Origin of the sequence: Nostoc sp. (assembly GCF_036917315.1) — a bacterium.
In the GTDB taxonomy this organism is placed as follows: domain Bacteria; phylum Cyanobacteriota; class Cyanobacteriia; order Cyanobacteriales; family Nostocaceae; genus Nostoc.
In genome coordinates this window covers 1-25,508 of record NZ_JBALDR010000053.1, presented here as the reverse complement: position 1 = coordinate 25,508, position 25,508 = coordinate 1, and the positions used below count along the sequence as shown (strand labels likewise).

Below are 25,508 nucleotides of genomic sequence, written 5' to 3'. Positions count from 1 at the left end.
CGCTTAGGCGGGTTTCAAATTTTTTGGCAGGTGGACTTGGTTTGTGTAACCGCGATTTCTAATCTCCAGGTAGAATCCTCTCTATTCCCGATCGCAAATTATTTTTCCCTATATCCGCCAGCGTAGTCAATCACGCAGATTGTTCTATATGATTTGTGAGTTCCATAAGCAACACCAGAGACTTTAAAAGCACCATTAAAAATGTTTTTTCGATGGCCGCGATCGCGCACACCATCATCAATAATTAACTGCATGACGATATCTTGAGCGCTGTTTGGCCCATAACTGATATTTTCGCCTGCGGTTGTTTGCCACTTACCATAGCGGTTGATGCGAGTAAAGGGGTTGCTACCATCACTACCATCATGACCTATAGCACCTTTTGGGCCTTGGTCTTTTACGTGATCTTTTGCTCCTAAAGACATACCCTTAGATGCACTCAACGCTCCTATAGGACGTGCTGATTTGAGAAATGCGATCGCCTCATCAACTGCTTTGACTCCTTCTTGAGTTCGCAGATAAGTATTATTAGAAATTTTGACTCGGTTCCCCTCAAAGCGCTTTCTATAGTTTTCCAGAATTGGGAGGTATGCTTTAGGATTTGTTCTTACCTTATTTGTTTCAACAATTACCTGTTGTTCTAACGGTGAAAGGTAACTCGCTTTTGCTAATAAAGTTGGACTAGTTTGTTCAACTACTGCTGGGTTAGAGTTGGCTACAGACGGGTTAGATTGAAACAGTTGATCTGAGCAGCCGAATATTAAGGCAATTGGCAAAAATACCCAAAATTTCATGCGACGCATCCATTACCTCACAATTTTTTTATGGATTAATTTAGTGAATTAGAAGAAATAAGAATTTTAAACGCACAGATAAGTCTGTAGACGCTTCTACCGTTAGAAACAATATCAGGACTTAAGTGAGTTCGCTAAAGAAAGCGCAGATTAACGCGCTAATAATATTGATAAAGTTGCGATTGCCTTTGTTCCTAAAGTGTTACAATCTATCACTTAACACCTGTTGTAACATTGAAAACACTAAAACGTAAATAATAACAAAAATCTTTTTTACACTTTCAGAAACCAGCGTTGCCGATACATCAGAAAACCAACAGCCCACCACAACAACACGGTGACTAAGGCAAATAACAGGGAACCATTCAGCACTCCCGCCCAAGATGCGAAAAAATTCTGGTAAATCCAATTATAGGTACTAGGAGCGTCTTTGCCAGTGCCAATAGTAGTTTTGACTAAAATTTTAATTAATAAAACCGATGCAACGAAAAGAGCGATCGCATTTAAGCCCATAATTTCAAAAGGTTTACTCCAGCGACGCATCAGCCGTACTTCGATAAGTTCATAACAAGCTGCTAGTAATAATAACGCCCAACCTGTTGTAAATACTACATAAGAACTTGTCCACAGCTTTTTGTTAATTGGGAATGTCCATCCCCATGCCCAACCTATAATTAAGCAACCGACTCCAAATAATCCTAAACCGATACTTGTACGTGACTGTACAGGTTGACTGCGTATCCATTGACCAGTGAAGTAGCCAGCGAGGACGCTTACTATCGCGGGAATAGTACTGAAAAGTCCTTCTGGATCTCCCATAAAGTTGAAACCATCACCTTTGTATAAATGTGGTTTGGGAATAATCAGGCGGTCAACATAAGCGCCAAAATTACCCTCTCGCGTCAAAACTCCCGCACCATATTCTGGCACTGCGACATACATCATCGTTAGCCAGTAGCCAATGAGTAGCACTGCTGCTAGTATCCATTGACCTTTGCGCGGAAGGTTGAGAACAGCTAGGGAAGCCAGCAGATAGGTAAGGCTGATGCGCTGCAACACTCCCATAATACGGATACTACTCAAATCAAAAGTCCAAATACCCTGATTCCAAAAGCCATTTAGTAGTAATCCCAAGGCAAAGAGAATAGCAGCGCGGCGCAATATCCGCCAGTAAACAGCTGAGGTTGGTTTATTGCCTTCGCTGTATTTTGACAGCGAGAAAGTCATCGCTACACCAACAATGAAGAGAAAGAAGGGAAATACCAAGTCCGTTGGTGTGCAGCCGTGCCAATCGGCGTGAGCTAAGGGAGGATATACATCATCTGCGACACCCGCCATATTAACGAGAATCATTCCAGCGATGGTAATGCCGCGAAAAACATCCAGTGAAGTCAGGCGCATAAGCGGAATTTTATGTTACATGAGTATCTAAAGTACTCCGCTTGATGCAGGTAAGCAAGCAAAATTTATAGGTCTACTTACCAAATATAGTTTTTCATCAAGGTTCCTGCTCATACTATCTTGTACGAAACTAGAAGTATGCGATCGCACCCAGACCCAATTTTAGTTTAGCTATTCAAAAAGGATTGGTAGTACTAGAACTGTAAATAAAGCTAGATATACTCAAATTTCAATCAATCTATCTATCGTTATTTAAGTGAAAATGCAGTTGTATTGTCACTTGACTTAGTATAAATTGCTATAAACAAAAGCTGTGACTAAAAAACGGCTAACTTTATTTAAGGCGTGCTTGCTTATATAACAACTAAAAATATTGCGGTTTTGTCTCATTAGATAAAAGGTTTAATTACCGATTTCATTTGGGAATGAAAGCGAATGCAGAGTCATTCACTTTCTATTTTGTTATGCACGCTAAATATTACTAAGCTAAAGCTAATAAATTCTATTTCAGGAATAATTATGATAAAAGTACCAGAAAATCATCACTCTAAAAACAGAAATAAATCTACTATCAAATTAATAGATGCAAGCACAAATATTGTTTTTATAGATCCAAAAGTTATAGATTACCAAAGCTTGCTAGCTGGGATCGCACTCGGCAGTGAAGTTGTTATTCTTGATGCCAATAGAGATGGCATAACACAAATCACCGAGTTTCTAGCAAAACGTGAATCCAATTCAGTTCAATCAATTCACATTGTTTCCCACGGAAGTGTAGGGAGTTTGCAACTAGGGTCAAGCAACTTCAACCTTAGCAATCTGGATAGCTACAAAAATCAGTTAAAAAAGTGGGCAAGTGCTTTAACTGATAAAGCTGACATCCTACTTTATGGCTGTGATGTAGCCAGTGGTGAAGGCACAAAATTTGTACAGCAGATTAGCCAAATTACTGGAGCAGATGTTGCCGCTTCCACTGACAAAACAGGAAGTGCTGCTTTAGGTGGCGACTGGGATTTAGAGGTGAAGACAGGGAAAATTGAGGCTTCCCTAGCATTTCAACCTGAAGTAATACAGGCTTACCAATCTATTTTGCCAGCTAGTTTTACTGGCACATACTCTCAAAACTTCAACACATTAGCTGCTTCCGGAACACAGGTTTGGACTAATGATTCAACTATTTCAGGCTGGTATTCCACAAGAACAAATTATAACGCTGGTAATGGCAGTAATAACACAGGTGCATTGTACAGCTTTGGTACAACCACAGATCGGGCACTTGGTTCTGTAGCTTCTGGTACTACAGGAGCTATTTATTATGGGTTGCGCCTCCAAAACAACACAGGTTCACCAATTACTAAGTTGCAAGTAAGTTACACGGGTGAGCAATGGCGTAATAGTGGTAATACATCGCAGCAACAGCTGAAATTTAGTTATCAAACTGGGTCAACTGTCACAAGTTTAACAACAGGAACATGGACGCCTGTCACATCGTTAGATTTCACCGGGCCAATTGCAACTGCAACCGCAGGTTCCCTAATTGGCAATCAAGGTGCCAATCGAGTTGTTATAGCGCCTGTAATATTTAACCTAGCTACCCCAATAGTTAACGGTGAAGAGATTATATTGCGTTGGGAAGACATAGATGATACAGGCAACGATCATGGTTTAGCCATTGATGATGTATCTGTCAAAGTAGATGGCACCACCTATATAGTAACTAACACCAATGACAGCGGTGCTGGCTCCTTAAGGCAAGCTATTATCAATGCTAATAACGATCCAGGGATTGAGACAATCCTCTTTGATCAGACTGGAATATTCGGTGATGCTACCCCCGACATTATTACCCTCACTTCTGGGGAATTGACTATTAATGAAGGAGTCATTATTCAAGGAACTGGGGTTAATAAACTTACCATCAGTGGTAATAATACTTCCCGTGTTTTTAATGCCAGTGCCTCCCTCTCAATTGATGGGTTGAACATAACTGGAGGAAAGGCAGCAAATGGTGGCGGTATCAACAGTACCAGTAGTGTCATAGTCAGTAATATTATTTTTTCTGGCAATACTGCCAGCACTAGCGGCGGCGGCATTTACAGCAGTAGTAGTGTCATAGTCAGCAATAGTATTTTTTCTGGCAATACCGCAAACACTAACGGCGGCGGCATTTACAGCAATATTGCTACAGTCACCGATAGCAGTATTTTTGGCAACATAGCAAACCTTGGCGGAGGCATCTACAGCGCCAATGCCACAGTTAGCAATAGTACTCTTTCTGGCAATACTGCGAATAGCAATGGCGGTGGCATCTTTAGTAGCACTAGTGTCACCATCAGCAATAGCACTATTTCTACCAATACAGCAAAAACTCATGGTGGCGGCATCTACAGCACCAACAATACCACAGTCAGCAATAGCACTATTTTTGGGAACACTGCTGATAGTGATAACAATACCCAAGGTGATGGTGGGGGTATTTATAAATCTGGGGGCACGGCGAGCATCAGCAATAGCATCATTGCTGGCAATATTGACCCAGGTAATCAAGGTGCCGATGTCTTTGGTAACAACTTCAATGGTAATGCTTACAACCTAATTGGCAAAATTGCTGGTAAATCATCTGGGACTCTAGGAACAGGTACAGATATTATTAACCCCAACCCCGGACTCAAACCACTAGGAGATTACGGTGGTTCGACACAAACTCATGCTCTATACTTTAACAGTCCTGCCAGGAATGCTGGCGATCCGGCTTACAGTGGTGGCTTAAATACCGACCAACGCGGCATAGATTTTAACCGTATTGAAAGCGGGAGAATTGATATTGGAGCATTTGAATATGTACTTCCAAAAGTCAATTTTGGTGCTGCTACGTACAATACAACAGAAGATAGTACCGCCACTACAGTAACTATTTCTGTTACCTTAGATGCCTCTCCTGAAACCACTGTCACAGTTCCTATTGTCGTCAAAAATAATAGTACTGCTAGTAATGGCAACGATTACACTTTTTCCCCCGCTACCATCTCCTTTACTGCTGGGGCAACAGGCGCAAATTTAACACAGCTAATTACTTTTACTATTAACCCAGACGATTTACCAGAGAATGCAGAAACAGTTGTACTCAACTTCGGCACGCTAACAGGGGCTGATTTGGGGACAATAACTGAAACTACTCTAACTATTGCCGCTAATGATGCAATTCAATATGCAATTTCCACTCTCACTTCAACTTTAACTGAAGGTAATAGCGGTACTCAAGCTGTTACCTTCACGGTTACTCGCAGTGGTGGTATTGGCGTGGCTAGTACCGTAAATTATGCTTTTAACGGTACGGCAAGTTTTGGCAGTGACTATAACAATATTCAAGTTCCGGGTGGAGGAACTGCTACATCTGGAACTTTAAGCTTCGCTGCTGGGGAAACCATAAAGACAATTACAGCGGATGTTTTAGGTGACAACACATTTGAACCCAATGAAGACATTACTGTTATTCTGAGTAACCCCAGTATCATAACTGGAGCGCCAAATTCCACAATTACTAACAGTTCGGCTACAGTAAACATCATCAACGATGATAGCCAAGCAACTGTCAGCATCTCAGATGTCTCAGTTTCTGAAGGCAACACAGGTACAACAACTAATGCTAACTTCACTATCAGTCTTTCTAATCCCAGTTCTCAGCAGGTTATTGTAAATTACAACACTAGTGATGGTACTGCTAATGCTGCTGACTCTGATTACAATTCGGCTTTAGGGACGATTACTTTCAATCCTGGCGAAATCAGTAAAACCCTTAGCATTGGTGTTGTAGGCGATAACAAATTTGAAACTGACGAGACATTTTCCGTCAATCTTTTGGGTGCAATAAATGCCACGATCGCAGATGGCTTAGGAGTTGGTACTATTATCAACGATGATAATCAACCAACTATCAGTATTTCGGATGTCTCTATTTCTGAAGGCAATACAGGCACAACAAGTAATGCCAATTTTATTGTCACTCTCTCCAATGCCAGTTATCAGCAGATTACTGTAAATTACAACACGAGTGATGGCACTGCGAAAACTTCTGACTCTGATTACAACTCTGCTTTCGGGACGGTTACTTTCAATCCTGGCGAAACTAGCAAAGTTATTAGCATTGGTGTCATCGGTGATAACAAAGCTGAAACCAACGAGACATTTTCTGTCAATCTTTCGGGTGCAACAAATGCCGCGATCGCAGATAATTTAGCAGTTGGTACCATCATTGATGATGACAACCAACCAACTATCAGTATCTCAGATGTCTCAGTTACCGAAGGCAATACAGGCACAACAACTAATGCCAACTTTATTGTCACTCTCTCTAATCCTAGTTCTCAACAGATTACTGTAAATTACAACACGAGTGATGGTACTGCTAAAGTTTCTGACTCTGATTACAACTCTGCTTTAGGAACGATTACTTTCAATCCTGGTGAAACTAGCAAAGTTATTAGTATTGGCGTCAGAGGTGATAACCAAACTGAAACTGACGAGACATTCTCTGTCAATCTTTCGGCTGCAACAAATGCCGCGATCGCAGATAGTTTAGGAGTTGCTACCATCATCAACGATGATAACCAACCAACTATCAGCATCTCGGATGTCTCTGTTACTGAAGACAACACAGGTACAACAACTAATGCTAACTTTACTATCAGTCTTTCTAATCCTAGTTCTCAACAGATTACTGTAAATTACAACACGAGTGATGGCACTGCTCAAGTTGGTGACTCTGATTACAACTCTGCTTTAGGGACGATTACTTTCAATCCTGGTGAAACTAGCAAAGTTATTAGCATTGGTGTTGTAGGCGATAACAAATTTGAAACTGACGAGACATTTTCCGTCAATCTTTTGGGTGCAACAAATGCCGCGATCGCAGATAATTTAGCAGTTGCTACCATCATCAACGATGATAACCAACCAACTATCAGCATCTCGGATGTCTCAATTGCTGAAGACAACACAGGCACAACAAGTAATGCTAACTTTACTATCAGTCTCTCCAATCCTAGTTATCAGCAGGTTACTGTAAATTACAACACGAATGATGGCACTGCTAAAGTTTCTGACTCTGATTACAACTCTGCTTTCGGGACGATTACTTTCAATCCTGGTGAAACTAGCAAAACTCTTAGTATTGGCGTCATAGGCGATAACCAAAGTGAAGCCAACGAGACATTTTCTGTCAATCTTTCAGGCGCGACAAATGGCACGATTGCAGATAGTTTAGGAATGGCTACCATCATTGATGATGACAACCTAACAACTGTCAGTATCTCGGATGTCTCAATTGCTGAAGGTAACACAGGCACAACAACTAATGCTAACTTTATCGTCACTCTCTCCGCACCGAGTTTACAGCAGGTTACTGTAAATTACAACACGAGTGATGGCACTGCTAAAGTTTCTGACTCTGATTACAACCCTGCTTTCGGGACAATCGTTTTCAATCCTGGCGAAACCACCAAAACTCTTGCTATTGGTGTCATAGGTGATAACAAAACTGAAACTAAGGAGACATTTTTTGTCAATCTCTTCGGTGCTACAAACACCACGATTACTGATAGCTTGGGAGTGGCTACTATCATAAATGATGATCCCCCCATCATTAGCATTGCAGATGTGTCACTTAAAGAAGGCACAACAGGGATGATAACTAATGCTAATTTTGTCGTCACTCTCTCAGATGAATTCTATCAACCGATAGTCGTAAATTACAGTACGAGTGATGGTACTGCCAAAGAGTCTGACTCGGATTACAATTTCGGGTTGGGGACAATTGTTTTCAACCCTGGCGAAACTAGCAAAGTTATTAGTATTGGCGTCAGAGGTGATAATAAAGTTGAACCCAATGAAACATTTTTTGTCAATATCTATGGTGCAGCAAATGCCATATTTAATAATAACCAAGGAGTTGGCACAATCAAGAATGATGACTAATCGTTATTGAGCAGAACATTGGCGATCGCTGCAATTATCCCAGCCCAGAGTGGTGTCGGCAAGATACTTGTATGATAAATTACTATTTTTTGATTTTCGCGCCCAAATTTTGCAAAGCAAAAGTATTAATTACAACTAAAACTATACTTACCGGGAGTTCGACTAGCATTTTACAATCCAGGATTAAGCCATTCTCAAAAAAAATTATCCTAAAATCAAATATTCAGTAAAATTACGTATGCGGATTGAAGTCTTCTCAATGAATAGTAGAATTAGCCCATACAGGAGAAGACTGTGACGCTCTTAAATGAAGCTCAAGTAGAGCAACTAAAGGAAATAACCACACGCTTGCGACAAGTAAGACAAGAAAAATCTATTCGCATAGAAGAAATAGCCTCTCAGACAATGCTTCGAGTAGGTATTTTGCAAGCGTTAGAAGAAGATCGATTTGAAGAATTGCCTGAGCCGATTTTTCTGCAAGGATTCATCCGTCGTTATGGAGATGCTTTAGGGCTGGATGGAAATGCTTTATCGTACAGCCTTATAACCAATGTTGTCTGTCAAGATTCTAAAAATGCTTACCACAATTCAGACAACAAACAAAATACATACATACCTCTTGTTCTGACCTATATTTTATTATTGGTCGGTGCATCTGCTGGTCTTCTTCATATACTTAATCCACAGCTTACAGCTGAATCCCTGACTCCAGAAGATAATAATCAACAGTCAATAGTCAGTAATCAGACTAACAAATGACCAAAAAAGCAGAAAGAGTGGAGAGACGCGATTAATCGCGTCTCTACTGAGTAGAGGAGAAGAATTAAGAATCTATGACAAATGACCAATACAACTCTTGGAGAGGCTGCGCCAACGACTACGCCCTTCGGCTACGCTCAGGACAAGCTCAGTACAAGCGACAAATGACAATTTTCAAGATATTTGCGGTTTACGCAGATGCCAAGTAGTAGATTGCTCATAAGCATAAGCTACCTGAAATAATTGGTCTTCTCGCAGAACATTGCCAATTAGCTGTAATCCTATCGGTAGCCCCTGTTCGTCAAAACCACATGGCAAACTTAAACTAGGTAAACCAGCAAGATTCACAGGAATAGTCATCAAGTCAGTTAGATACATACTCAAGGGGTCAGTAGTTTTTTCCCCTGCTTTGAATGCTGTAGTGGGAGATGTGGGACAAACTAACACATCAACTGCACCAAAAGCCTTTTCAAAGTCTTGCTTAATCAAAGTACGGACTTTTTGCGCTTTCAGGTAGTAAGCGTCATAATAGCCAGCCGAAAGGGCGTAAGTGCCAATCATAATCCGGCGTTTGACTTCTGTACCAAAACCAGCGGCACGGGTACGAGTGTACATTGATAGCAGATTATCGGCATCAGGAGCGCGATACCCATATTTCACGCCATCGTAACGAGCCAGGTTTGCTGATGCTTCGGATGGGGCGATAATGTAGTAGGTGGGTAAGCCATACCGAAAACGGGGACAAGAAATTATATGAATTTCCGCTCCCAAGCTTTGTAGTTGATCTACTGCTTTGGTAACAGCTTGTTCCACTACAGGGTCTAAACCTTCACCAAAAGTTTCTTTAATGATACCAATTCTCAGTTGACCTCTGGGTTTGAAGTTTGGTTTTAAGCTAGCAGCATAGTTGGGAATGGCAACTTTTAGGCTAGTAGAGTCTTTGGGATCGTAACCTGCGATCGCACTTAATAAAATTGCCGCATCTTCTACTGTGTTTCCAAATGGCCCAATTTGATCCAAAGACGAAGCGTAAGCCACCAAACCATAACGAGAAACCAAACCATAAGTGGGTTTCATCCCCACCACACCACAGAAAGATGCAGGTTGGCGAATCGAACCGCCAGTATCAGAACCGAGAGCAACTACACATTCTTGGGCAGACACCGCCGCCGCCGAACCCCCTGAAGAACCACCTGGAACTCGTGACAAATCCCAAGGATTAGCCGTGACTTGATAGGCAGAGTTTTCTGTGGAACTACCCATTGCAAACTCATCCAAGTTGGTTTTGCCAACCATTACTGCCCCAGCATCTGCCAGTTTTTGCGTCGCCGTTGATTCATAAGGCGGCACAAAATTTTCCAAAATCCGGGAGGCACAGGTGGTAGGAATCCCCTTGGTACACATATTGTCCTTGATCCCCACAGGAATGCCCGCTAGCAGCCCAATTTCTTCTCCTGCGGCAATTTTGGCATCCACAGCACCCGCCTGCTCTAATGCCCGGTCTGCCGTCACACATAAAAAGCTGTGCAATTTCGGCTCTAACGCTTGAATGCGCTCTAAAGCTTCTTGGGTAATTTCAACGGCAGAACGTTCTTTTTTAACCAGCTGTTGGTGCAACTCGCGGATGGATGCCATGATTGCTCTCTTTGTGACTCAAGTCATTGATTCTAGTACATATTGGTCAAAATTGGGTATTGGTTATTGGGCTTTGAGCATTGCTTATTTTCCTCTGCTTGTCATTCCCGATTCATTTGACTAAGCGGATTAATATGTATTGAAATGTGTTTAATACGTTTTTAAAAACAGCAAATACATGGCTATCAACCATCTATTGAATAGTTTGCCAAACTTTTCATATATATTGGCTACTTTTGTGTAAGAGTATAGCAGTGTTTTCTAATGATATAATTTTGTATTACAACCTTATTAATACTACAAACTTCATAATTTTATTCGATTCCACAAAATTTTTCGAGGTAAGGTAGGATGATAAAAATAGCCACACGTAAATATTTAGCCAAACAAAATGTTTATGACATTGGGGTTGAACGCGACCATAATTTTACCATAAAAAATGGCTTAATAGCTGCTAATTGTTTCAATAAATCCCATTCGACAGCCTATGGTTATGTAACATATCAAACAGCATATTTAAAAGCTAATTACCCATTGGAATATATGGCGGCGCTGTTAACAGCGAACAGTGGCGATACCGATAAGGTACAGAGATACATTACTAACTGTACAAATATGGGGATATCCATAGATCCGCCAGATATCAATCGTTCTGGTGTTGATTTTACGCCAACGGCAGGAAAGATTCTGTTTGGATTTTCGGCAGTGCGTAACGTGGGACAAAATGCGATCGCTTGTATTTTGGAGGCGAGAAATGAGACAGGAGAATTTAAATCACTAGCTGATTTTTGCGATCGCGTGGATTTGCGTGCTGTTAACCGCCGAACTCTGGAGTCGTTGATTTACTGTGGAGCCTTTGACAAAATTGAATCTAACCGCCAACAGTTAATTAACGACTCAGAATTAGTGTATGATTGGGCACAATCTCGTGCGAAAGATAGAGCTAGTGGTCAAGGGAATCTATTTGATTTATTGGGCGACGGCTTTTCTGCGACTCAGAATAAAAGAGCAAGTAATGCCTTTGAAACTGCTCCAAAATCTAAACCTATAATGGATTTTACCCCCCAGGAAAAGTTGCAAAAGGAGAAAGAATTACTAGGCTTTTATGTATCAGATCATCCCCTGAAATCCTTACGACAAATAGCACCACTTTTGACACCAATTAACCTTTCCCAACTGGCAGATCAAAGAGAAGAAACGAGGCTTTGTGCAGTTGTGATGTTAAATAACGTGAAAAAAGTGGTGACGAAAAAAGGCGATCAGATGGCAATCTTGCAAATAGAAGACCTAACTACACAATCAGAAGCTGTAGTTTTTCCGAAAACTTACGAACGCATTAGTTCCATACTCCAAGTTGATACTAGATTGATTATTTGGGGAAAAGTAGACCGACGTGACGAGCAAACTCAATTTATTCTTGAAGATGCAGAACCAGTGGAAACAGTACAAATGGTAATGGTGGAATTAAATCCCCAGCAAGCAGGTAATATGGAAGATTTACATCGCTTGAAAACGATTTTACAAGATCATTCAGTAGACAAAGAAAAGGCAAAAATGCCAGTAATTGGAATTATTCAAACTGAAACTTCTCGTAAACTTGTTCGCTTAGGTTGGCAATTTTGCGTACAAGATTCTCGAATAACTGTTCAAGCTTTGCAAAATGCCAGTTTTCCTGCTCATATAAAATCGCTGACTGGTAGCTGAGGCCAGGTGTAAAAAATCCACCAATACTGAAAAGCAGCTTGAAAATTAGTTTTATTGAACTGTCAACAGTAAATTGTCTTAAGTATTGAGGATTTTAATCGTTTTTTTAGTTACTTATGCTGATGATAATTTCTTTGAGGGAGTGGTATCTTTTTATGCTAAGACCCTTAAGGCTGCGATCGGGGGAAGGAGTTAGAACTTGATGATCGTCAACGAGCTACATAGATTTGTTTCATACTGTAAAAAAATTCAACCCCAAACTCACGATGACATTCAAAAATTTTTTGAAGGAGTAATCTTGTTTCCTTATGATAAGGAACTTCTATTGCAAGCTTATTTATTTCTGAATATTAAAGAATTGTTTCCTTCGTGTGCTGAATTGCTGTTGTTTGAAAAGTCTCCAATTTCAGACTATACAGATTTAGGAAAATGTGATTTTGTCTTCCTAACCTTTAAAGGTAGTCTGTTTTTAATTGAAACTAAGTTTATTGATACAGAAGCAACTGGAGCAACAGAACGAAAAAGAAGAAATAAGCATAGAAACAAGGTATTTGAGCAAGTTATCACTTTAAAAGGTAGATTTAGCGAATATTGGAATATGAGGCTAGACCAATTAGAGTGCGGGGTTTTCACAACAGATGCAGAAGTTGCTTGGCGAGGAAATGGTGTGAATGTCACATCTAAATCAATATCTATAGATAAGCTCGAACAATGGCGAAGAAGTTATCACAGTAGTGAAAAATTTTTATCTCATCAAGATGGATCAAAGTTTGAGGAGAAGGTGAATTTGAAAGGTTGAGCTAAGACCCAAATATAGTTATTACAGTGAATGGTGTATGGGGCATAAAAGTAATTAACAATGCCACATACACCAACCCAGAGAAATTATCTGGGTTTTCCTTCCCATCAATCTTTACTGCCAAACATAGATAAGGACAAACAAAATAATCCAGATAACATCGACGAAGTGCCAAAACAATGAAGTTGCATTGACGCCGAAGTGACCTGTGTCGTAGTTTCCAGGGATGAAAGAACGGATCAAAATTATTAACTGCAACAGGATACCTGTAAAAACGTGCAAACCGTGGAAGCCTGTAAGCAGATAGAAGGTTCCACCAAATACCCCAGAGGTGAAACCAAAGGCGAGGCCGTTCCATTCAATCGCTTGGCCAACTAAAAAGTAAGTTCCCATTGCCATTGTTGCCAATAGAAACAAACGATATTTTACTAAGTCGTGGCGTTGAAGGGCGCGTTCTGCTAAGTAAATTACAAAGCTACTAGCAACAAGAATTACTGTGTTGATTGCTGGTTCTTTTATTTCTAGTCCAGAAACACCTGCTGGTAGCCAGTTAGGGGTTGTTGTTTTGTAGATGGCATATCCAGCGAAAAAACTTAAGAAAATGACGCTTTCTGAGAGGAGGAAGACGATGAAGCCAAACATTTTGTTGCCTTCTTCGTCGTGGGTATGTTCTGCGGCTGTGTGGGGCAATTCGTGGGAATTGATATAGCTGTCCATTTTGGTTTTTGAGGGGGAGTTTGAAACGCAAAGGAGAGGCAGCGCGGTCTTGGGGGTCTCCCCCATGAGCGACTGCCGTCGCGGAGGGAAGCGCAGAGGTACGCAGAGGCTTTTTGCGTCTTCCCAATGGTTGGCGTTATTCTGGGAGGTTGGCTGTTAGGGGTTCTGATTTGCCGTAGCCGTAGGGTTCGGAGATGATGATGGGAGTTTCTTCAAAGTTTTCTACTGGAGGGGGTGAAGAAACTAACCACTCTAGTCCGATTGCTCTCCAAGGATTAGCGGGTGCTTTCTCGCCTTGCATCCAAGAAATCACCATGTTGAATATGAAGGGCAAGGTGGACATTCCTAAGAGAAATCCACCGAGGCTGGCGATGATGTTCCAGAATTGGTACTCTGGGGCGTAAGAAGCAACTCGGCGTAACATTCCTTGCAATCCCAAGGGGTGCATAGGCAAAAAGTTGAGGTTGGTGCCGATGAAGGCCAACCAAAAGTGGATTTTACCCCAGCTTTCGGAGTACATCCTTCCAGTCATTTTGGGGAACCAGTGATAGATGGCTGCAAATAAGCCCATCGTCACGGTGCCGTAGAGGACGTAGTGGAAGTGTCCGACTACAAAGTAGGTATTATTAACGTGGACATCAACGGGCACGGAGGAAAGCATAATGCCTGTGATTCCTGCGAACACAAACATGATTAATCCGCCCAAGGCAAACAGCATGGCGGTATTTAGCCGCAGTTTACCTCCCCAAATAGTTGCTACCCAAGCAAATACTTTAATTCCTGTGGGGACAGACACGCACATCGTTGTCAGCATGAAAATCAACCGCATCCAGCCTGGTGTACCGCTGACGTACATGTGGTGTACCCAAACAATGCCACTGACTGCTGCAATCAAAATGGATGAAACGGCAACTACTTTGTAACCAAATAAGGGTTTACGTGAATAAACTGGGAAGATTTCTGAGAAAATGCCGAAGACAGGCAAAATAATCACGTAAACGGCTGGGTGAGAGTAGAACCAGAAATAATGCTGGAACATCACTGGATTTCCACCCTTGGCGGGGTCAAAAAAGGCAGTGCCAGCTGTGAGGTCGAGTAGCAGCATCACCGCACCAGCTGTCAATGCTGGCAGTCCAAATAGTTGAATGATTTGGGCGCTAAATACTGCCCAGACAAACAACGGCATTTTGAAGAAGCCCATTCCTGGGGCCCGCATCTTGACGATGGTGGTGACAAAGTTCACTGCCCCCATAATCGAGGATACGCCGGATATTGCCACTGCTAACAGCCAGAGAACTTGACCATTAATCAAGTTACCTGTGGGATTCTGGAGACTGACTGGTGGGTAAGACCACCAACCGGCTTGGGCTGGGCCTCCAGGGACAAAGAAGCTACCCATCATCAAAATCCCAACTACCGGTACCATCCAAAAGGCGACGGCATTCAGGCGGGGAAATGCCATATCTCGCGCCCCAATCATCAGGGGCACTAGATAGTTGGCAAAACCAACGAGTGAGGGAAATGTCCACAAAAACAGCATCACAGTGCCGTGCATGGTGAACATACCGTTATAGACGGTGCGATCGACTAAATCTGATTCGGGTGTCATCAGTTCTCCCCGCATCACCATCGCAAATATACCGCCGACGAGAAAGAAGAAAAATGAGGTAACGAGATACTGGATACCAATTACCTTGTGGTCAGTACTAAAGCTGAAGTATTCTTTCCAGCTACTCGGAGATTCGTGGTTAGGCTTCTCATCAGGGAGAAGGATGCCTTCAATAGGAACATTAGTCATGGTTACTTTCCTTTCAACCAGGTGAATTGACTAGAGGAGGTGCAGCAGGTGGAACTGTAACCCAACCAGTTTGGACTGATTGATTGGATGTTTGAGCATACTCAGAAGCCGCTTGATTCTTTGCTGGGGATGGCTTTTGAGTTGCAGCTTGCGCTAGCCACTGCTGATAATCTTCAGGAGATTCAACAACTACATTCGCTTGCATCGTCGCAAAGTATGTACCGCTGTATTGAGAATCGGTCAATCGGTATTTGCCGGGGCGGATGGGAGTAAATTCAAAGTCGATCGCGTGGTTAGGGATAATATCCTGCTTGAGGCGGAACGCAGGAATATAGAAGCCGTGGAGAACGTCTTGTGATTTCAGTGCTAAACGTATCCGGCGATCGCTTGGTAAATGCAATTCGGTACTGGTAATATCTCTTTCTGGGTAATGAAAAACCCACGCCCACTGTTTAGCTAGTACGTCGATTTTCTCAACGGGTTCTGCTAAGGCTTTAGCTGGTGCTGCATAAGCTGATTCCATTGCCAGGGGATTATGCAAGTGAACTATTTCCGATGGGCCTTGAATTCCCATTTGTTCGTAAACTTGGTAGCTGTAGCTTGCAATCCAAAAGACTAACAGAATTGGGATTGCTGTCCAGACAACTTCCAAGGCGACGTTACCTTCAATCGGGGGGCCGTCAGTGAAGTCATCTTTGACTGCCCGATGGAAGATGACAGAATACATCAGAGTACTTGTTACTCCCAAGAAGATGAAGGCACCGAGGGTTACTAAAAAGCTAATCAAATCATCAATCAGTAGGGATTCGGCTGCTGCTTGGGGAGGAAGCCAAGAGTAAGACTGCTTGCCGATCCAGAGACTCATAGAAGTCACTGCGATCGCGCCTGTAAGCAGCGTCAAAATATTTAAAATCTTCTGGATTTTCATGGTCTTTGGTTATTGGGCATTGGGAATTGGCCATGGGGCATTGGGTATTAGTCAAAGGACAAATGACTAAGGACTAAGGACAAATGACTTACTTGAGTGTTGTATTGAGGTCTTGGTGCGATCGCAGCAAATTATCTGCTGTATTATGTACGCCAAATTCGGCGGCTAGTTGCGCTCCTAGTGTGCCGTGGATGTACAGAATGAACATGATTGCTATGCCTGCGAACAGATAGATCCATTGCACTTCTCTATCTGTCTGTTTATATTCTTGTTTGCCCCAAACGAAGCGCTGCCATGCTCTCCAGATGGTCATGCCAACAATCAGCGCTAATAAGAACACACCACCTACACCATGCCAAAGCATAGTTTCCATTGCCTGCAATCCCCAGGCACTCTTCAGATCCGCTGGTGGTGTTGCCAATAGCATTTCGTAAAAGCCTGCTCCCACTGTGAAAAATGTGATGATGCTGGCAGCTAACATGTTGTACCAGCCGACATCAAATAAGTTGTCGCGTTCGACAGTAATTGCCAAAAATTTGAAGACCCATTTTTCAAAGGGGAAGAGAACACCAACAATATCAAAGGTCATCGCAATGATGAATAAACCTATTGTCAGATGGACTAAGTTGGGATGAATGGGAATTGTGTAAGGTAATCCGTTTGCGCCTAGAGAGTCGGTTAATTGGTTAATCAATTCTGAGTTCATCGCAACACACCATCCTTTACTGCTTCCACAACTGGTACGGTATGCAATCCATATACCCAAACAAGCTCATCGCCGAGATATACTTGTAAGCCAACTATTAAGGTTAAAATTAGTCCGGCTCCCAAATAATAAATCGGTACTTTTTGGGGATTGCGGGCACGAATTACATAGCGCCAAGCTGTAATCGCTGTGATAATTCCTGAAAGCGACCAACCAATTAGCGTATGTAAATTCAGCACCGATTTCGCTAAACTGTAAGGCTGTGCTAATCCTGCTTCAAACTGACCAAAAATGATCGCGACGAAGATGGCGATCGTGGCAACTAACATATTCCACCAACTCACCTCAAAAAGACCGGATTTACCAGTAAAATAGCCAATTACATCGCAGAAGAAGGAAAACAACACCATCGCAATTACGAAGTGGACAACGATGGGATGAATCGTATCTGGATAGGGCAAATTGTGGTCGTTCAAGGATGTCAAATACTCAATCATCGTCTTCTCCTAGACATATCTACCGCACTTTGGTCAATAAATTTTGGATTTTGGATTGGCGATCGCGCAGTCTTAGCGAGCGTCTTTTAGATTTATTCCGTCCCAGACGAGATATAAACTAGAAGACCCTAATCAAAAATCTAAAATCGCTAGTCAAGCTTCAATAATTTATGGATACTCACTAACATCACCACAAGTATCCATCCATAATTGATCGGATTCTGTTCAATATCTGCGCGGTTCAATACGCTTAATCATGTCTTAGCTTTTTGTAGCCAAATTTGGTTAAATTGCCTACATGGAATAATTTTTGTTTTGATTCATTTCCTTATGCCAATAGTCTGCAACAGCAATTCTTGATGTAGCTAAATCAAATCGCTGTCGTTTGTTGATTTGCTTAACCTATCCTTTAGCTTAAGTAAATTTTTATGAATTGTCAAAACAATAAATATTAAACTTTTAAAAGTTAGTCTACAAACAAAAAACTATTTTCACAATGTATTTATTTTTGCATTTTTTTAAATATAAAAAACTCGAAATAGAATATTTGTCTGTAAGGTATTTCACAATAAGAAAATATTAGTTTGTGATGCAAATAACAAAAATATTTGAACTACTCAGAAAGCCCCTTAAAAAAAGAAAAGTAAGAAATCAAGGTTAAGTCAGAACTCAGAAATATAGTTTATTGCAACAGGTTGGCTTTTTTCTCTGATATTATTTTCATAATTCTTTCATTTTTAACTTACTTCTGCTAAAGTGAGACAAAAGTGAGAAGATTATGAAATTGCTATAATGAGATTTAATATCAATAACTTTCAGATGCAACTACCGCAGCATGGACAAAAATTGGTTGTAGCGTCTGTGCTGCTATTGGGGCTGTGTTTGAGTGGGTGTAGCCCGTCAACCTCCAATTCTCAATCACAGTTAACTCCAAACTCAAGCACAACTAGCACCAGCAACCTAGATAAAAAAGGTAAAAAAGTGGTTCTTACCACCTTTACAGTTATTGCAGATATGGCGCAAAACGTAGCGGGAGACAAGGCGATTGTTGAATCTTTGACCAAACCAGGGGCGGAAATTCATGGTTACGAACCAACTCCTAGCGATTTGGTGAGGGCACAAAAAGCAGACTTAATTTTGAATAATGGTCTAAATTTAGAGCGTTGGGCACAGAAATTGTATAATAGCATCCCTAATGTACCTCACGTTACTCTAAGTGAGGGAATTAAACCTGTAGAAATTACGGAGGATGCCTACAAAGGGAAGCCTAATCCCCATGCTTGGATGTCACCACAAAATGCCTTGATTTACGTAGATAATATTCGCAAGGCATTGGTTAATTTGGACTCAGCGAATGCAGAGACTTATAACACCAACGCCAAAGTATACAGCCAAAAAATTAAGGAAGTCGATGAGAAACTGCGAAAAGCCGTATCGGTAGTTCCAGCAGACAAGCGCTACATGGTCAGCTGTGAAGGCGCGTTCTCATACGTTACCCGCGATTATGGCTTGAAAGAAGCTTATCTCTGGGCAGTCAACTCTGAACAACAAGCTACTCCCAAACAGCTAGAAAAAGTCATTGATATAGTTAAAAAAAATAAAATACCTGTAGTTTTCTGTGAAAGTACAGTCAATGATGGAGCGCAACGTCAGGTAGCTAGAGAATCGGGAGCAAGGTTTGGTGGAGTGTTTTATGTTGATTCCCTCTCTCCAGCGAATGGGCCAGCACCAACTTATCTCAAGTTGCTAGAACTTAATATTAATACTCTAACTCAGGGATTAGAGGAAAAGTGAGCAAGTATGCAAGAATAAATTTAATTATTTAGAATTAGCTTGTAGTAAGGACTAAAGTCCTATTTTGTTCTCTAGAAAATGTTAAGTATTCGCAAAAAAGGCTGGAGCCGCTCATTACAAACTAATGATTAATCTTAGAGGTGATTTTTAGTGAAATCTACTAGTATTGATGTCGAAAATTTGACAGTTGCTTACCACGGCAAAGTTGCTTTACATGGCGCTTCTTTGCAAATTCAAGCAGGTTCAATTAGTGGTTTAGTGGGGATGAATGGTAGCGGTAAATCAACCCTGTTTAAGGCGATTATGGGTTTTTTGAAGCCAGTTACAGGACGGGTTTTGATTAATGGTTTACCGATAAAAACTGTACAAAAAAAAAGCTTGGTTGCTTATGTACCACAGTCGGAAGAAGTAGACTGGAATTTTCCAGTAAGTGTCCATGATGTGGTGATGATGGGACGCTACGGATACATGAATATACTGCGAATTCCGTCGGCGAACGATCAAAGAGTGGTGAGGGAGAGTTTGGAAAGGGTGCAAATGTGGTCAATGCGCGATCGCCAAATTGGAGAACTCTCTGGCGGGCAGAAAAAACGTGCCTTTCTCGCCCGTGCTTTAGCACAAAAAGGAACAGTTTTACTATTAGATGAACCTTTTACTGGGGTAGACATCAAAACAGAAAAAGCGATGATTGACTTATTGCTGGAATTGCGAGAAGAAGGTCATACAATTTTGATTTCTACTCATGATTTGGCTTCTATAACTACTTTCTGTGACCAAGTAGTACTAATTAATCGGACTATTTTAGCTTATGGTGATACATCCGAAGTCTTCACAGAAGAAAATCTCTCACGCACTTTTGGCGGTTCTCTGGGAGATTTATCCCTCAGCAAAAGCCAGATAATCCGCAGAAATCAAAATGAATCTGATTAATCATTAATTAATATTGTTAAAAATATGAATACTCTTGCATTCTTAGACTGGTTAACCACACCCCTACAGCATGAATTCATGGTGAAGGCAATTTGTGTAAGTGCTTTAGTTGGGGTGGTCTGTTCTGTTTTATCTTGTTTTATGACCCTCAAAGGTTGGGCATTAATGGGAGATGCTGTTTCCCATGCGGTAATGCCTGGGGTTGTAATTGCTTATGTTTTAAATATCCCTTTTGCTGTGGGCGCTTTTGTCTTTGGAGTGGGTTCAGTTATTGCGATCGGTTATATCAAAGCGAAGACGAGAATTAAGGAAGATACTGTCATTGGACTTGTATTTACAGGATTTTTCGCTCTGGGTTTGGTACTAGTTTCCAAAACTCCAAGCAGCGTTGACTTGACGCATATTTTGTTTGGGAATGTCTTAGGTATTTCTAATGAAGACATTATCCAAACGGTGATTATTAGCGTAATTACTTTAGTAACAATAGCTGTTTTACGCAAAGACTTACTATTATTTTGTTTTGACCCCACTCATGCACGTTCCATTGGCTTGAATACAGGAGTGCTGCACTATATTTTACTATCATTACTGTCGCTAACTGCTGTCGCCGGACTCCAGACAGTGGGAATTATTCTGGTTGTAGCTATGTTAGTTACTCCGGGAGCAACGGCTTACTTATTAACAGACCGCTTCGACCACATGATACTAATTGCAATGGCATCGGGTGTATTTTCTAGTGTTATGGGGACTTACATCAGCTATCATATCGATGGTGCAACAGGGGGTTGCATAGTTGTGTTGCAAACCTTGTTGTTTGTCATAGCAATGATTTTTGCACCTAAACATGGGTTATTGGTAAGAGCAAAGAAGCAAGAAAACACTGACTGATTCAGTATGAAATAGCCTTTGCTATTTACGTAACCCCCATTCCGCAGGTGTGAGGGCGAAACAAGTGTCGTTTAAAATTGTGGTAATTGGTACTTCTTTAGGCGGATTATCAGCATTGAAAATCATCCTGGGCAATTTACCAGCAGACTTCTCTGTACCGATCGCGATCGTGCAACACCGTCATAAAGAGTCTAGCAACACACTCCAGGATTTATTACAAGAATCCACTTTGTTGAAAATTCGAGAAGTGGAAGACAAGGACGAAATCCTACCGGGATATGTTTACATAGCCCCAGCAGATTATCATTTACTGGTTGAACCAGGTCACTTTGCCCTTTCGACTGATGAGCCTGTTTCTTATGCTAGACCATCTATTGATGTGCTGTTTGAGTCGGCAGCCGATGTCTACACAGAGGAAGTTATTGGTGTAATATTGACAGGAGCAAACCAAGATGGTATGCAAGGTTTTAAGAAAATAAAAGCGCGGGGAGGAATTACTATTGTACAAGAACCTGCCACAGCGGAGAGCGACATTATGCCAGAGGCAGCAATTTCTGCTATTACAGTAGACTGGATTTTGACACTCTCAAACATTGCTTCCCAGATGGTCAAGCTTTGTCAATCATCACAGAAATAAACCGATGCAGATGGAACCCAAAGTCAACATCCTCCTAGTAGATGATAAACTAGAAAATTTGCTGGCACTAGAGGCAATCCTAGAAAAATTAGGGGAGAATCTCGTGAGAGCTACTTCCGGGGAAGAAGCTTTGAGGTGTCTGCTGCATCAAGACTTTGCGGTGATTTTGCTGGATGTGCAAATGCCTGGGATGGATGGCTTTGAAACTGCTACCTTAATTCGTAATCGGGGGCGATCGCGTCACACTCCAATTATCTTTCTCACTGCCTTTAGCACCAGCGACCAAATGCTGTTTAAAGGTTATGCCTTGGGTGCTGTTGATTATCTGCTCAAACCACTAGACCCTAATATTTTGACTTCTAAAGTCATAGTATTCGTAGAACTATTTAAGAAAACAGAAGCCGTCAAGCAACAAACAGCGCAACTGGTAGCTGTGAATACTGAACTCAGGCAAAGTGAAGAACGATTCCGATCGCTAAGTACCTGCTCACCCGTTGGCATTTTTGAAACTGATACCGAAGGCAACTGTAAATATACTAATCCCCGTTATCAGGTAATTTGTGGCTTGAAAGCGGCAGAGAGTTTAGAAAAGAAATGGCTAGAATCTGTTCATCCAGAAGATAAAGAACGAGCGATCGCTAGTTGGTCTGCTTACATTTGTGAAGGTCGGGAATACTCAGAAGAATTTCGCTTTCAAGCTGCTCATGGTAACATTCGCTGGGTTCAAGTTCGCTCATCACCGATGCTTTCCAGTCAAGGGGAATTGTTGGGTTATGTCGGCACCCTTGAAGATATTACTGAACGCAAGCAAGCAGAAGAAGTTCGCGCTCAAGTGATTCGAGAACAGACAGCAAGACAGGAAGCAGAAGCCGCAAATCGGATGAAAGATGAGTTTCTAGCTGTTCTCTCCCACGAACTCCGCACACCTCTAACCTCAATGCTTGGCTGGTCAAAAATTCTCCGCGCCAAGAAACTTGACGAAAAAGCCACTTCCCGCGCTTTGGAGGCGATCGAACGCAACGCCATATCTCAGATGCAACTAATTGAGGATATCTTGGATGTATCTCGGATTATCCGTGGTCAGTTGCGGTTAAACGTATCTGCGGTAAATCTGCTCACAGTGATGGAGGCGGCATTAGAGGCAGTTCGTCCTCTAGCAGAACCGAAAGATATTCAATTAAGTACTGTGCTGGATACTTCGATCGGGTCAGTCTATGGCGATCCAGCCCGTCTACAGCAAATTGTCTGGAACCTACTAACTAATGCAATAAAGTTTACCCCTAAAGGCGGTAGAGTAGAGGTTAGGCTATCAAAGCATTTTGGATTTTCGATTTCAGACTTTGGTGTGAGCGCTACTTCCACAAGCCTCAGTACAACCCAGTCGAACAATTTTGGATTTGAATCTCATAGTGAAAATTTAGATTCTTCAAACACTGAAGAAAGCAATAATCTAAAATCCGTCTTGGAAAATTCTGATGGTCGAGAGCCGAGTCTTAAACTTTCCGCAAAATCTCAAAATTCAAAATCTCAGTACGCCCAAATTCAAGTTATCGATACAGGCATTGGCATCAGTTCCGAGTTTTTACCCAAAGTATTTGAGCGGTTCCGGCAAGCAGACAGTACCACAACGCGATCGCACAATGGATTAGGGCTAGGATTAGCGATCGTCCGTCATCTAGTGGAACTGCACAAAGGTACAATCTTTGCTCAAAGTTTAGGTAGTGGACAAGGAGCAACCTTTACTGTGAGACTACCACTGCTACAAGACAATAGGGGTGGCAGGACGAGTAGAGAAGCGACAGGAGAAACTTTTTCGTCTGTGCCATCGACGCCCCTTGCTGGATTAAGAGTTGTAGTTGTAGATGATGAAGCAGATACCCGTAACTTTCTCAGTTTTATGTTTGAGGAGTATGGGGCTTTTGCTACTGCCGTAGCTTCCGTTGATGAAGCGCTAGCAGTACTTGAACAAGCAAAACCAGATATCCTGATTAGCGACATCGGTATGTCAGGGCAAGATGGTTATACACTGATTCGGAAACTCCGCTCTTTAGAACCAGAAAAAGGCGGACGCATCCCCGCGATCGCTTTAACAGCATACACGCGAGAGGAAGACCGCTTGAAAGCCCTTTCAGCAGGGTTTCAGCAGCATTTATCTAAGCCAATTGACCCCAATAAATTGATTGCTGCGGTTGCCAATATATTAGAACTGCCTATTGAAGTTCCAGTGAGTTGATTTGGAGTGGAGAAAGCAGGGAAGCAGGGAAGCAGGGGAGCAGGGGAGCAGGGGAGCAGGGGAGAAGTTACAGTAGTTTTCCCCTCTGTTCCCCTAGACCTCTGCCTCTTATGCCCAATCAAGACGAAGTTAAGGCATGTTTTTTCAGTTCGTCTAGAGAAACCACTTCCAAAGCTCTAGCATGGGTTGCTGAAAGTATTACGGGTGGAGCAACGCCAGCTTCTAGAGCTTCTTGCCAGCGAGAAGCACACAAACACCAGCGATCGCCAGGCTTCAATCCAGGAAAATTAAAATCAGGAACAGCTGTACTGAGGTCGTTCCCCTGCGATTTGGTGAACTCCAGGAATTCTGATGTCACTTGGGCACATACGACATGCGACCCGAAATCTTGACCACCTGTACGACAAAAACCGTCGCGGTGAAACCCAGTCATGGGAGAAGTACAGCAAACCTCTAGGTTTCCATCGATTACATTTTTAGCGTCTGTCATCGTTAATTCGTTGTACTTGATTTTTCCACTTGATATAAGCTTATATTTATTGTCAATTCCCTGGTTGAATTAAAATCGCGATCGCTAATTAATTTCCAAATGCAGGGAATTCTAAAATTACCTATCTCAAAATCGCTAAAAATAAATTTCTCAGCAGAATATTTAAGAGCGATCGCTCTCAGTTTAAATAAAAACCCCTGGCTAACTACCAGGGGTAATGCAAGTCAGTACTTTTCGCATGGAATGTATCCTACTCAAATACCATAGCAACCCTCTAATTGACAGATATGCCATTTTGCCAAACAAAAAAAGCCCTCAGTGGTAAGCTGAGGGTTAATTTTTTTAGAATAGCGGTAATATACAAACTTATTATTCCCAGAGAAGTAAGCAAATAATACTTGTAGCCTCCAACATCAGAATTTCTTGTTCTCTTTTCTACGAAAGGCTGCGCGAATAGAGGGTTACTCCCATTCAGCAATCGTAGACATAAATCAGACACCGATTCTAAAGAGGCATATAACCAGATATGTGATGTCATATATAAAGATAACTTCGGCCTATTCCTGCCTTCTTGTTTGCTTTTAAATAAGCAAAACTAATAACTAGCATCAGGTTTACTGTAGTAACAAAAGTTGATTAAAAATTGTAAAGCAGTGTAAAGTAGTTTCACAGGCAAAGACGAAACCGCCTGATTCATAAATAACTAACCGCACTTATAAAACCATGACAGCAACCTTACAACGTCGCGAAAGCGCCAACGTATGGGATCGATTCTGCGAATGGATCACCAGCACCAACAACCGGATCTACATCGGTTGGTTCGGC

The 25,508-nt window shown here is 41.8% G+C and carries 20 protein-coding genes; 11 read left to right on the top strand and 9 right to left on the bottom strand.

Going from position 1 to position 25,508, the window contains the following annotated elements; genetic code table 11:
* Positions 1-98: 98 nt before the first annotated feature.
* Together V7K84_RS25910 and V7K84_RS25905 are read right to left on the bottom strand one after the other, a co-directional pair.
* On the bottom strand, positions 99-803 hold the full coding sequence (locus V7K84_RS25910) for a CAP domain-containing protein (protein ID WP_334842327.1): 705 nt from the start codon (positions 801-803) through the stop codon (positions 99-101).
* A gap of 264 nt (positions 804-1,067) precedes the next feature.
* Positions 1,068-2,195, bottom strand: coding sequence for an acyltransferase family protein (locus V7K84_RS25905; RefSeq protein ID WP_334842325.1), 1,128 nt, complete (start codon positions 2,193-2,195; stop codon positions 1,068-1,070).
* A gap of 519 nt (positions 2,196-2,714) precedes the next feature.
* Here V7K84_RS25905 and V7K84_RS25900 point away from each other — a divergent pair.
* Both V7K84_RS25900 and V7K84_RS25895 read left to right on the top strand, forming a co-directional pair.
* Positions 2,715-8,168 carry a Calx-beta domain-containing protein gene (locus V7K84_RS25900; protein WP_334842324.1) on the top strand — a complete coding sequence of 1,818 codons (5,454 nt, stop codon included), beginning with the start codon at positions 2,715-2,717 and terminating at the stop codon, positions 8,166-8,168.
* 294 nt (positions 8,169-8,462) lie between these two features.
* Positions 8,463-8,927 carry a helix-turn-helix domain-containing protein gene (locus V7K84_RS25895; RefSeq protein WP_334842322.1) on the top strand — a complete coding sequence of 155 codons (465 nt, stop codon included), beginning with the start codon at positions 8,463-8,465 and terminating at the stop codon, positions 8,925-8,927.
* Between the two features lie 174 nt (positions 8,928-9,101).
* Here the strand turns inward: V7K84_RS25895 and gatA are convergent, their stop codons facing one another.
* Complete coding sequence (gatA, locus tag V7K84_RS25890; RefSeq protein WP_334842319.1) at positions 9,102-10,562, bottom strand: Asp-tRNA(Asn)/Glu-tRNA(Gln) amidotransferase subunit GatA; 1,461 nt, start codon at positions 10,560-10,562, stop codon at positions 9,102-9,104.
* Here gatA and V7K84_RS25885 point away from each other — a divergent pair.
* From V7K84_RS25885 to V7K84_RS25875, 3 genes are all read left to right on the top strand, one after another.
* The gene (locus V7K84_RS25885) at positions 10,561-10,686 is read left to right on the top strand and encodes a hypothetical protein (protein ID WP_334842317.1); all 126 of its coding nucleotides are present in this window, start codon (positions 10,561-10,563) and stop codon (positions 10,684-10,686) included. The two genes, gatA and V7K84_RS25885, sit on opposite strands and share 2 nt — an antisense overlap.
* A 227-nt stretch (positions 10,687-10,913) precedes the next feature.
* A complete protein-coding gene (locus V7K84_RS25880; protein ID WP_334842314.1) occupies positions 10,914-12,266 on the top strand; it encodes a helix-hairpin-helix domain-containing protein in 1,353 nt (450 codons plus the stop codon).
* Between the two features lie 202 nt (positions 12,267-12,468).
* Entirely contained in the window at positions 12,469-13,065 is a 597-nt protein-coding gene (locus V7K84_RS25875; protein ID WP_292723666.1) for a hypothetical protein, read from the top strand.
* A gap of 114 nt (positions 13,066-13,179) precedes the next feature.
* On the opposite strand, the gene V7K84_RS25870 is transcribed toward V7K84_RS25875, so the two are convergent.
* From V7K84_RS25870 to V7K84_RS25850, 5 genes are all read right to left on the bottom strand, one after another.
* On the bottom strand, positions 13,180-13,782 hold the full coding sequence (locus V7K84_RS25870; protein WP_334842311.1) for a cytochrome c oxidase subunit 3: 603 nt from the start codon (positions 13,780-13,782) through the stop codon (positions 13,180-13,182).
* A gap of 136 nt (positions 13,783-13,918) precedes the next feature.
* On the bottom strand, positions 13,919-15,580 hold the full coding sequence (gene ctaD, locus V7K84_RS25865; RefSeq protein WP_334842310.1) for a cytochrome c oxidase subunit I: 1,662 nt from the start codon (positions 15,578-15,580) through the stop codon (positions 13,919-13,921).
* Positions 15,581-15,593: 13 nt separating this feature from the next.
* The gene (locus tag V7K84_RS25860; protein WP_334842309.1) at positions 15,594-16,508 is read right to left on the bottom strand and encodes a cytochrome c oxidase subunit II; all 915 of its coding nucleotides are present in this window, start codon (positions 16,506-16,508) and stop codon (positions 15,594-15,596) included.
* Between the two features lie 88 nt (positions 16,509-16,596).
* Positions 16,597-17,214, bottom strand: a complete 618-nt coding sequence (locus V7K84_RS25855; RefSeq protein WP_334842307.1) for a DUF2231 domain-containing protein — start codon at positions 17,212-17,214, stop codon at positions 16,597-16,599.
* Positions 17,211-17,711: a DUF2231 domain-containing protein gene (locus V7K84_RS25850; protein ID WP_322637220.1), complete on the bottom strand. Its 501-nt coding sequence runs from the start codon at positions 17,709-17,711 to the stop codon at positions 17,211-17,213. The genes V7K84_RS25855 and V7K84_RS25850 overlap by 4 nt, the downstream gene beginning before the upstream one ends.
* Here V7K84_RS25850 and V7K84_RS25845 point away from each other — a divergent pair.
* The 6 genes from V7K84_RS25845 to V7K84_RS25820 all read left to right on the top strand — a co-directional run bounded on the left by V7K84_RS25845 (position 17,693) and on the right by V7K84_RS25820 (position 24,193).
* Positions 17,693-17,833, top strand: a complete 141-nt coding sequence (locus tag V7K84_RS25845) for a hypothetical protein (RefSeq protein ID WP_334842448.1) — start codon at positions 17,693-17,695, stop codon at positions 17,831-17,833. The two genes, V7K84_RS25850 and V7K84_RS25845, sit on opposite strands and share 19 nt — an antisense overlap.
* Before the next feature lie 670 nt (positions 17,834-18,503).
* Complete coding sequence (locus V7K84_RS25840) at positions 18,504-19,505, top strand: metal ABC transporter substrate-binding protein (protein WP_334842304.1); 1,002 nt, start codon at positions 18,504-18,506, stop codon at positions 19,503-19,505.
* 150 nt (positions 19,506-19,655) lie between these two features.
* Positions 19,656-20,435, top strand: a complete 780-nt coding sequence (locus V7K84_RS25835) for a metal ABC transporter ATP-binding protein (protein WP_334842302.1) — start codon at positions 19,656-19,658, stop codon at positions 20,433-20,435.
* 24 nt (positions 20,436-20,459) lie between these two features.
* On the top strand, positions 20,460-21,323 hold the full coding sequence (locus tag V7K84_RS25830) for a metal ABC transporter permease (protein WP_334728224.1): 864 nt from the start codon (positions 20,460-20,462) through the stop codon (positions 21,321-21,323).
* A gap of 64 nt (positions 21,324-21,387) precedes the next feature.
* The gene (locus tag V7K84_RS25825; protein WP_334842299.1) at positions 21,388-21,960 is read left to right on the top strand and encodes a chemotaxis protein CheB; all 573 of its coding nucleotides are present in this window, start codon (positions 21,388-21,390) and stop codon (positions 21,958-21,960) included.
* 4 nt (positions 21,961-21,964) lie between these two features.
* A complete protein-coding gene (locus V7K84_RS25820; RefSeq protein WP_334842296.1) occupies positions 21,965-24,193 on the top strand; it encodes a hybrid sensor histidine kinase/response regulator in 2,229 nt (742 codons plus the stop codon).
* 118 nt (positions 24,194-24,311) lie between these two features.
* Here the strand turns inward: V7K84_RS25820 and V7K84_RS25815 are convergent, their stop codons facing one another.
* Positions 24,312-24,683 (bottom strand): DUF2237 family protein, encoded by a 372-nt coding sequence (locus tag V7K84_RS25815; protein ID WP_292719525.1) that lies wholly within the window; start codon positions 24,681-24,683, stop codon positions 24,312-24,314.
* Positions 24,684-25,508: the final 825 nt, after the last annotated feature.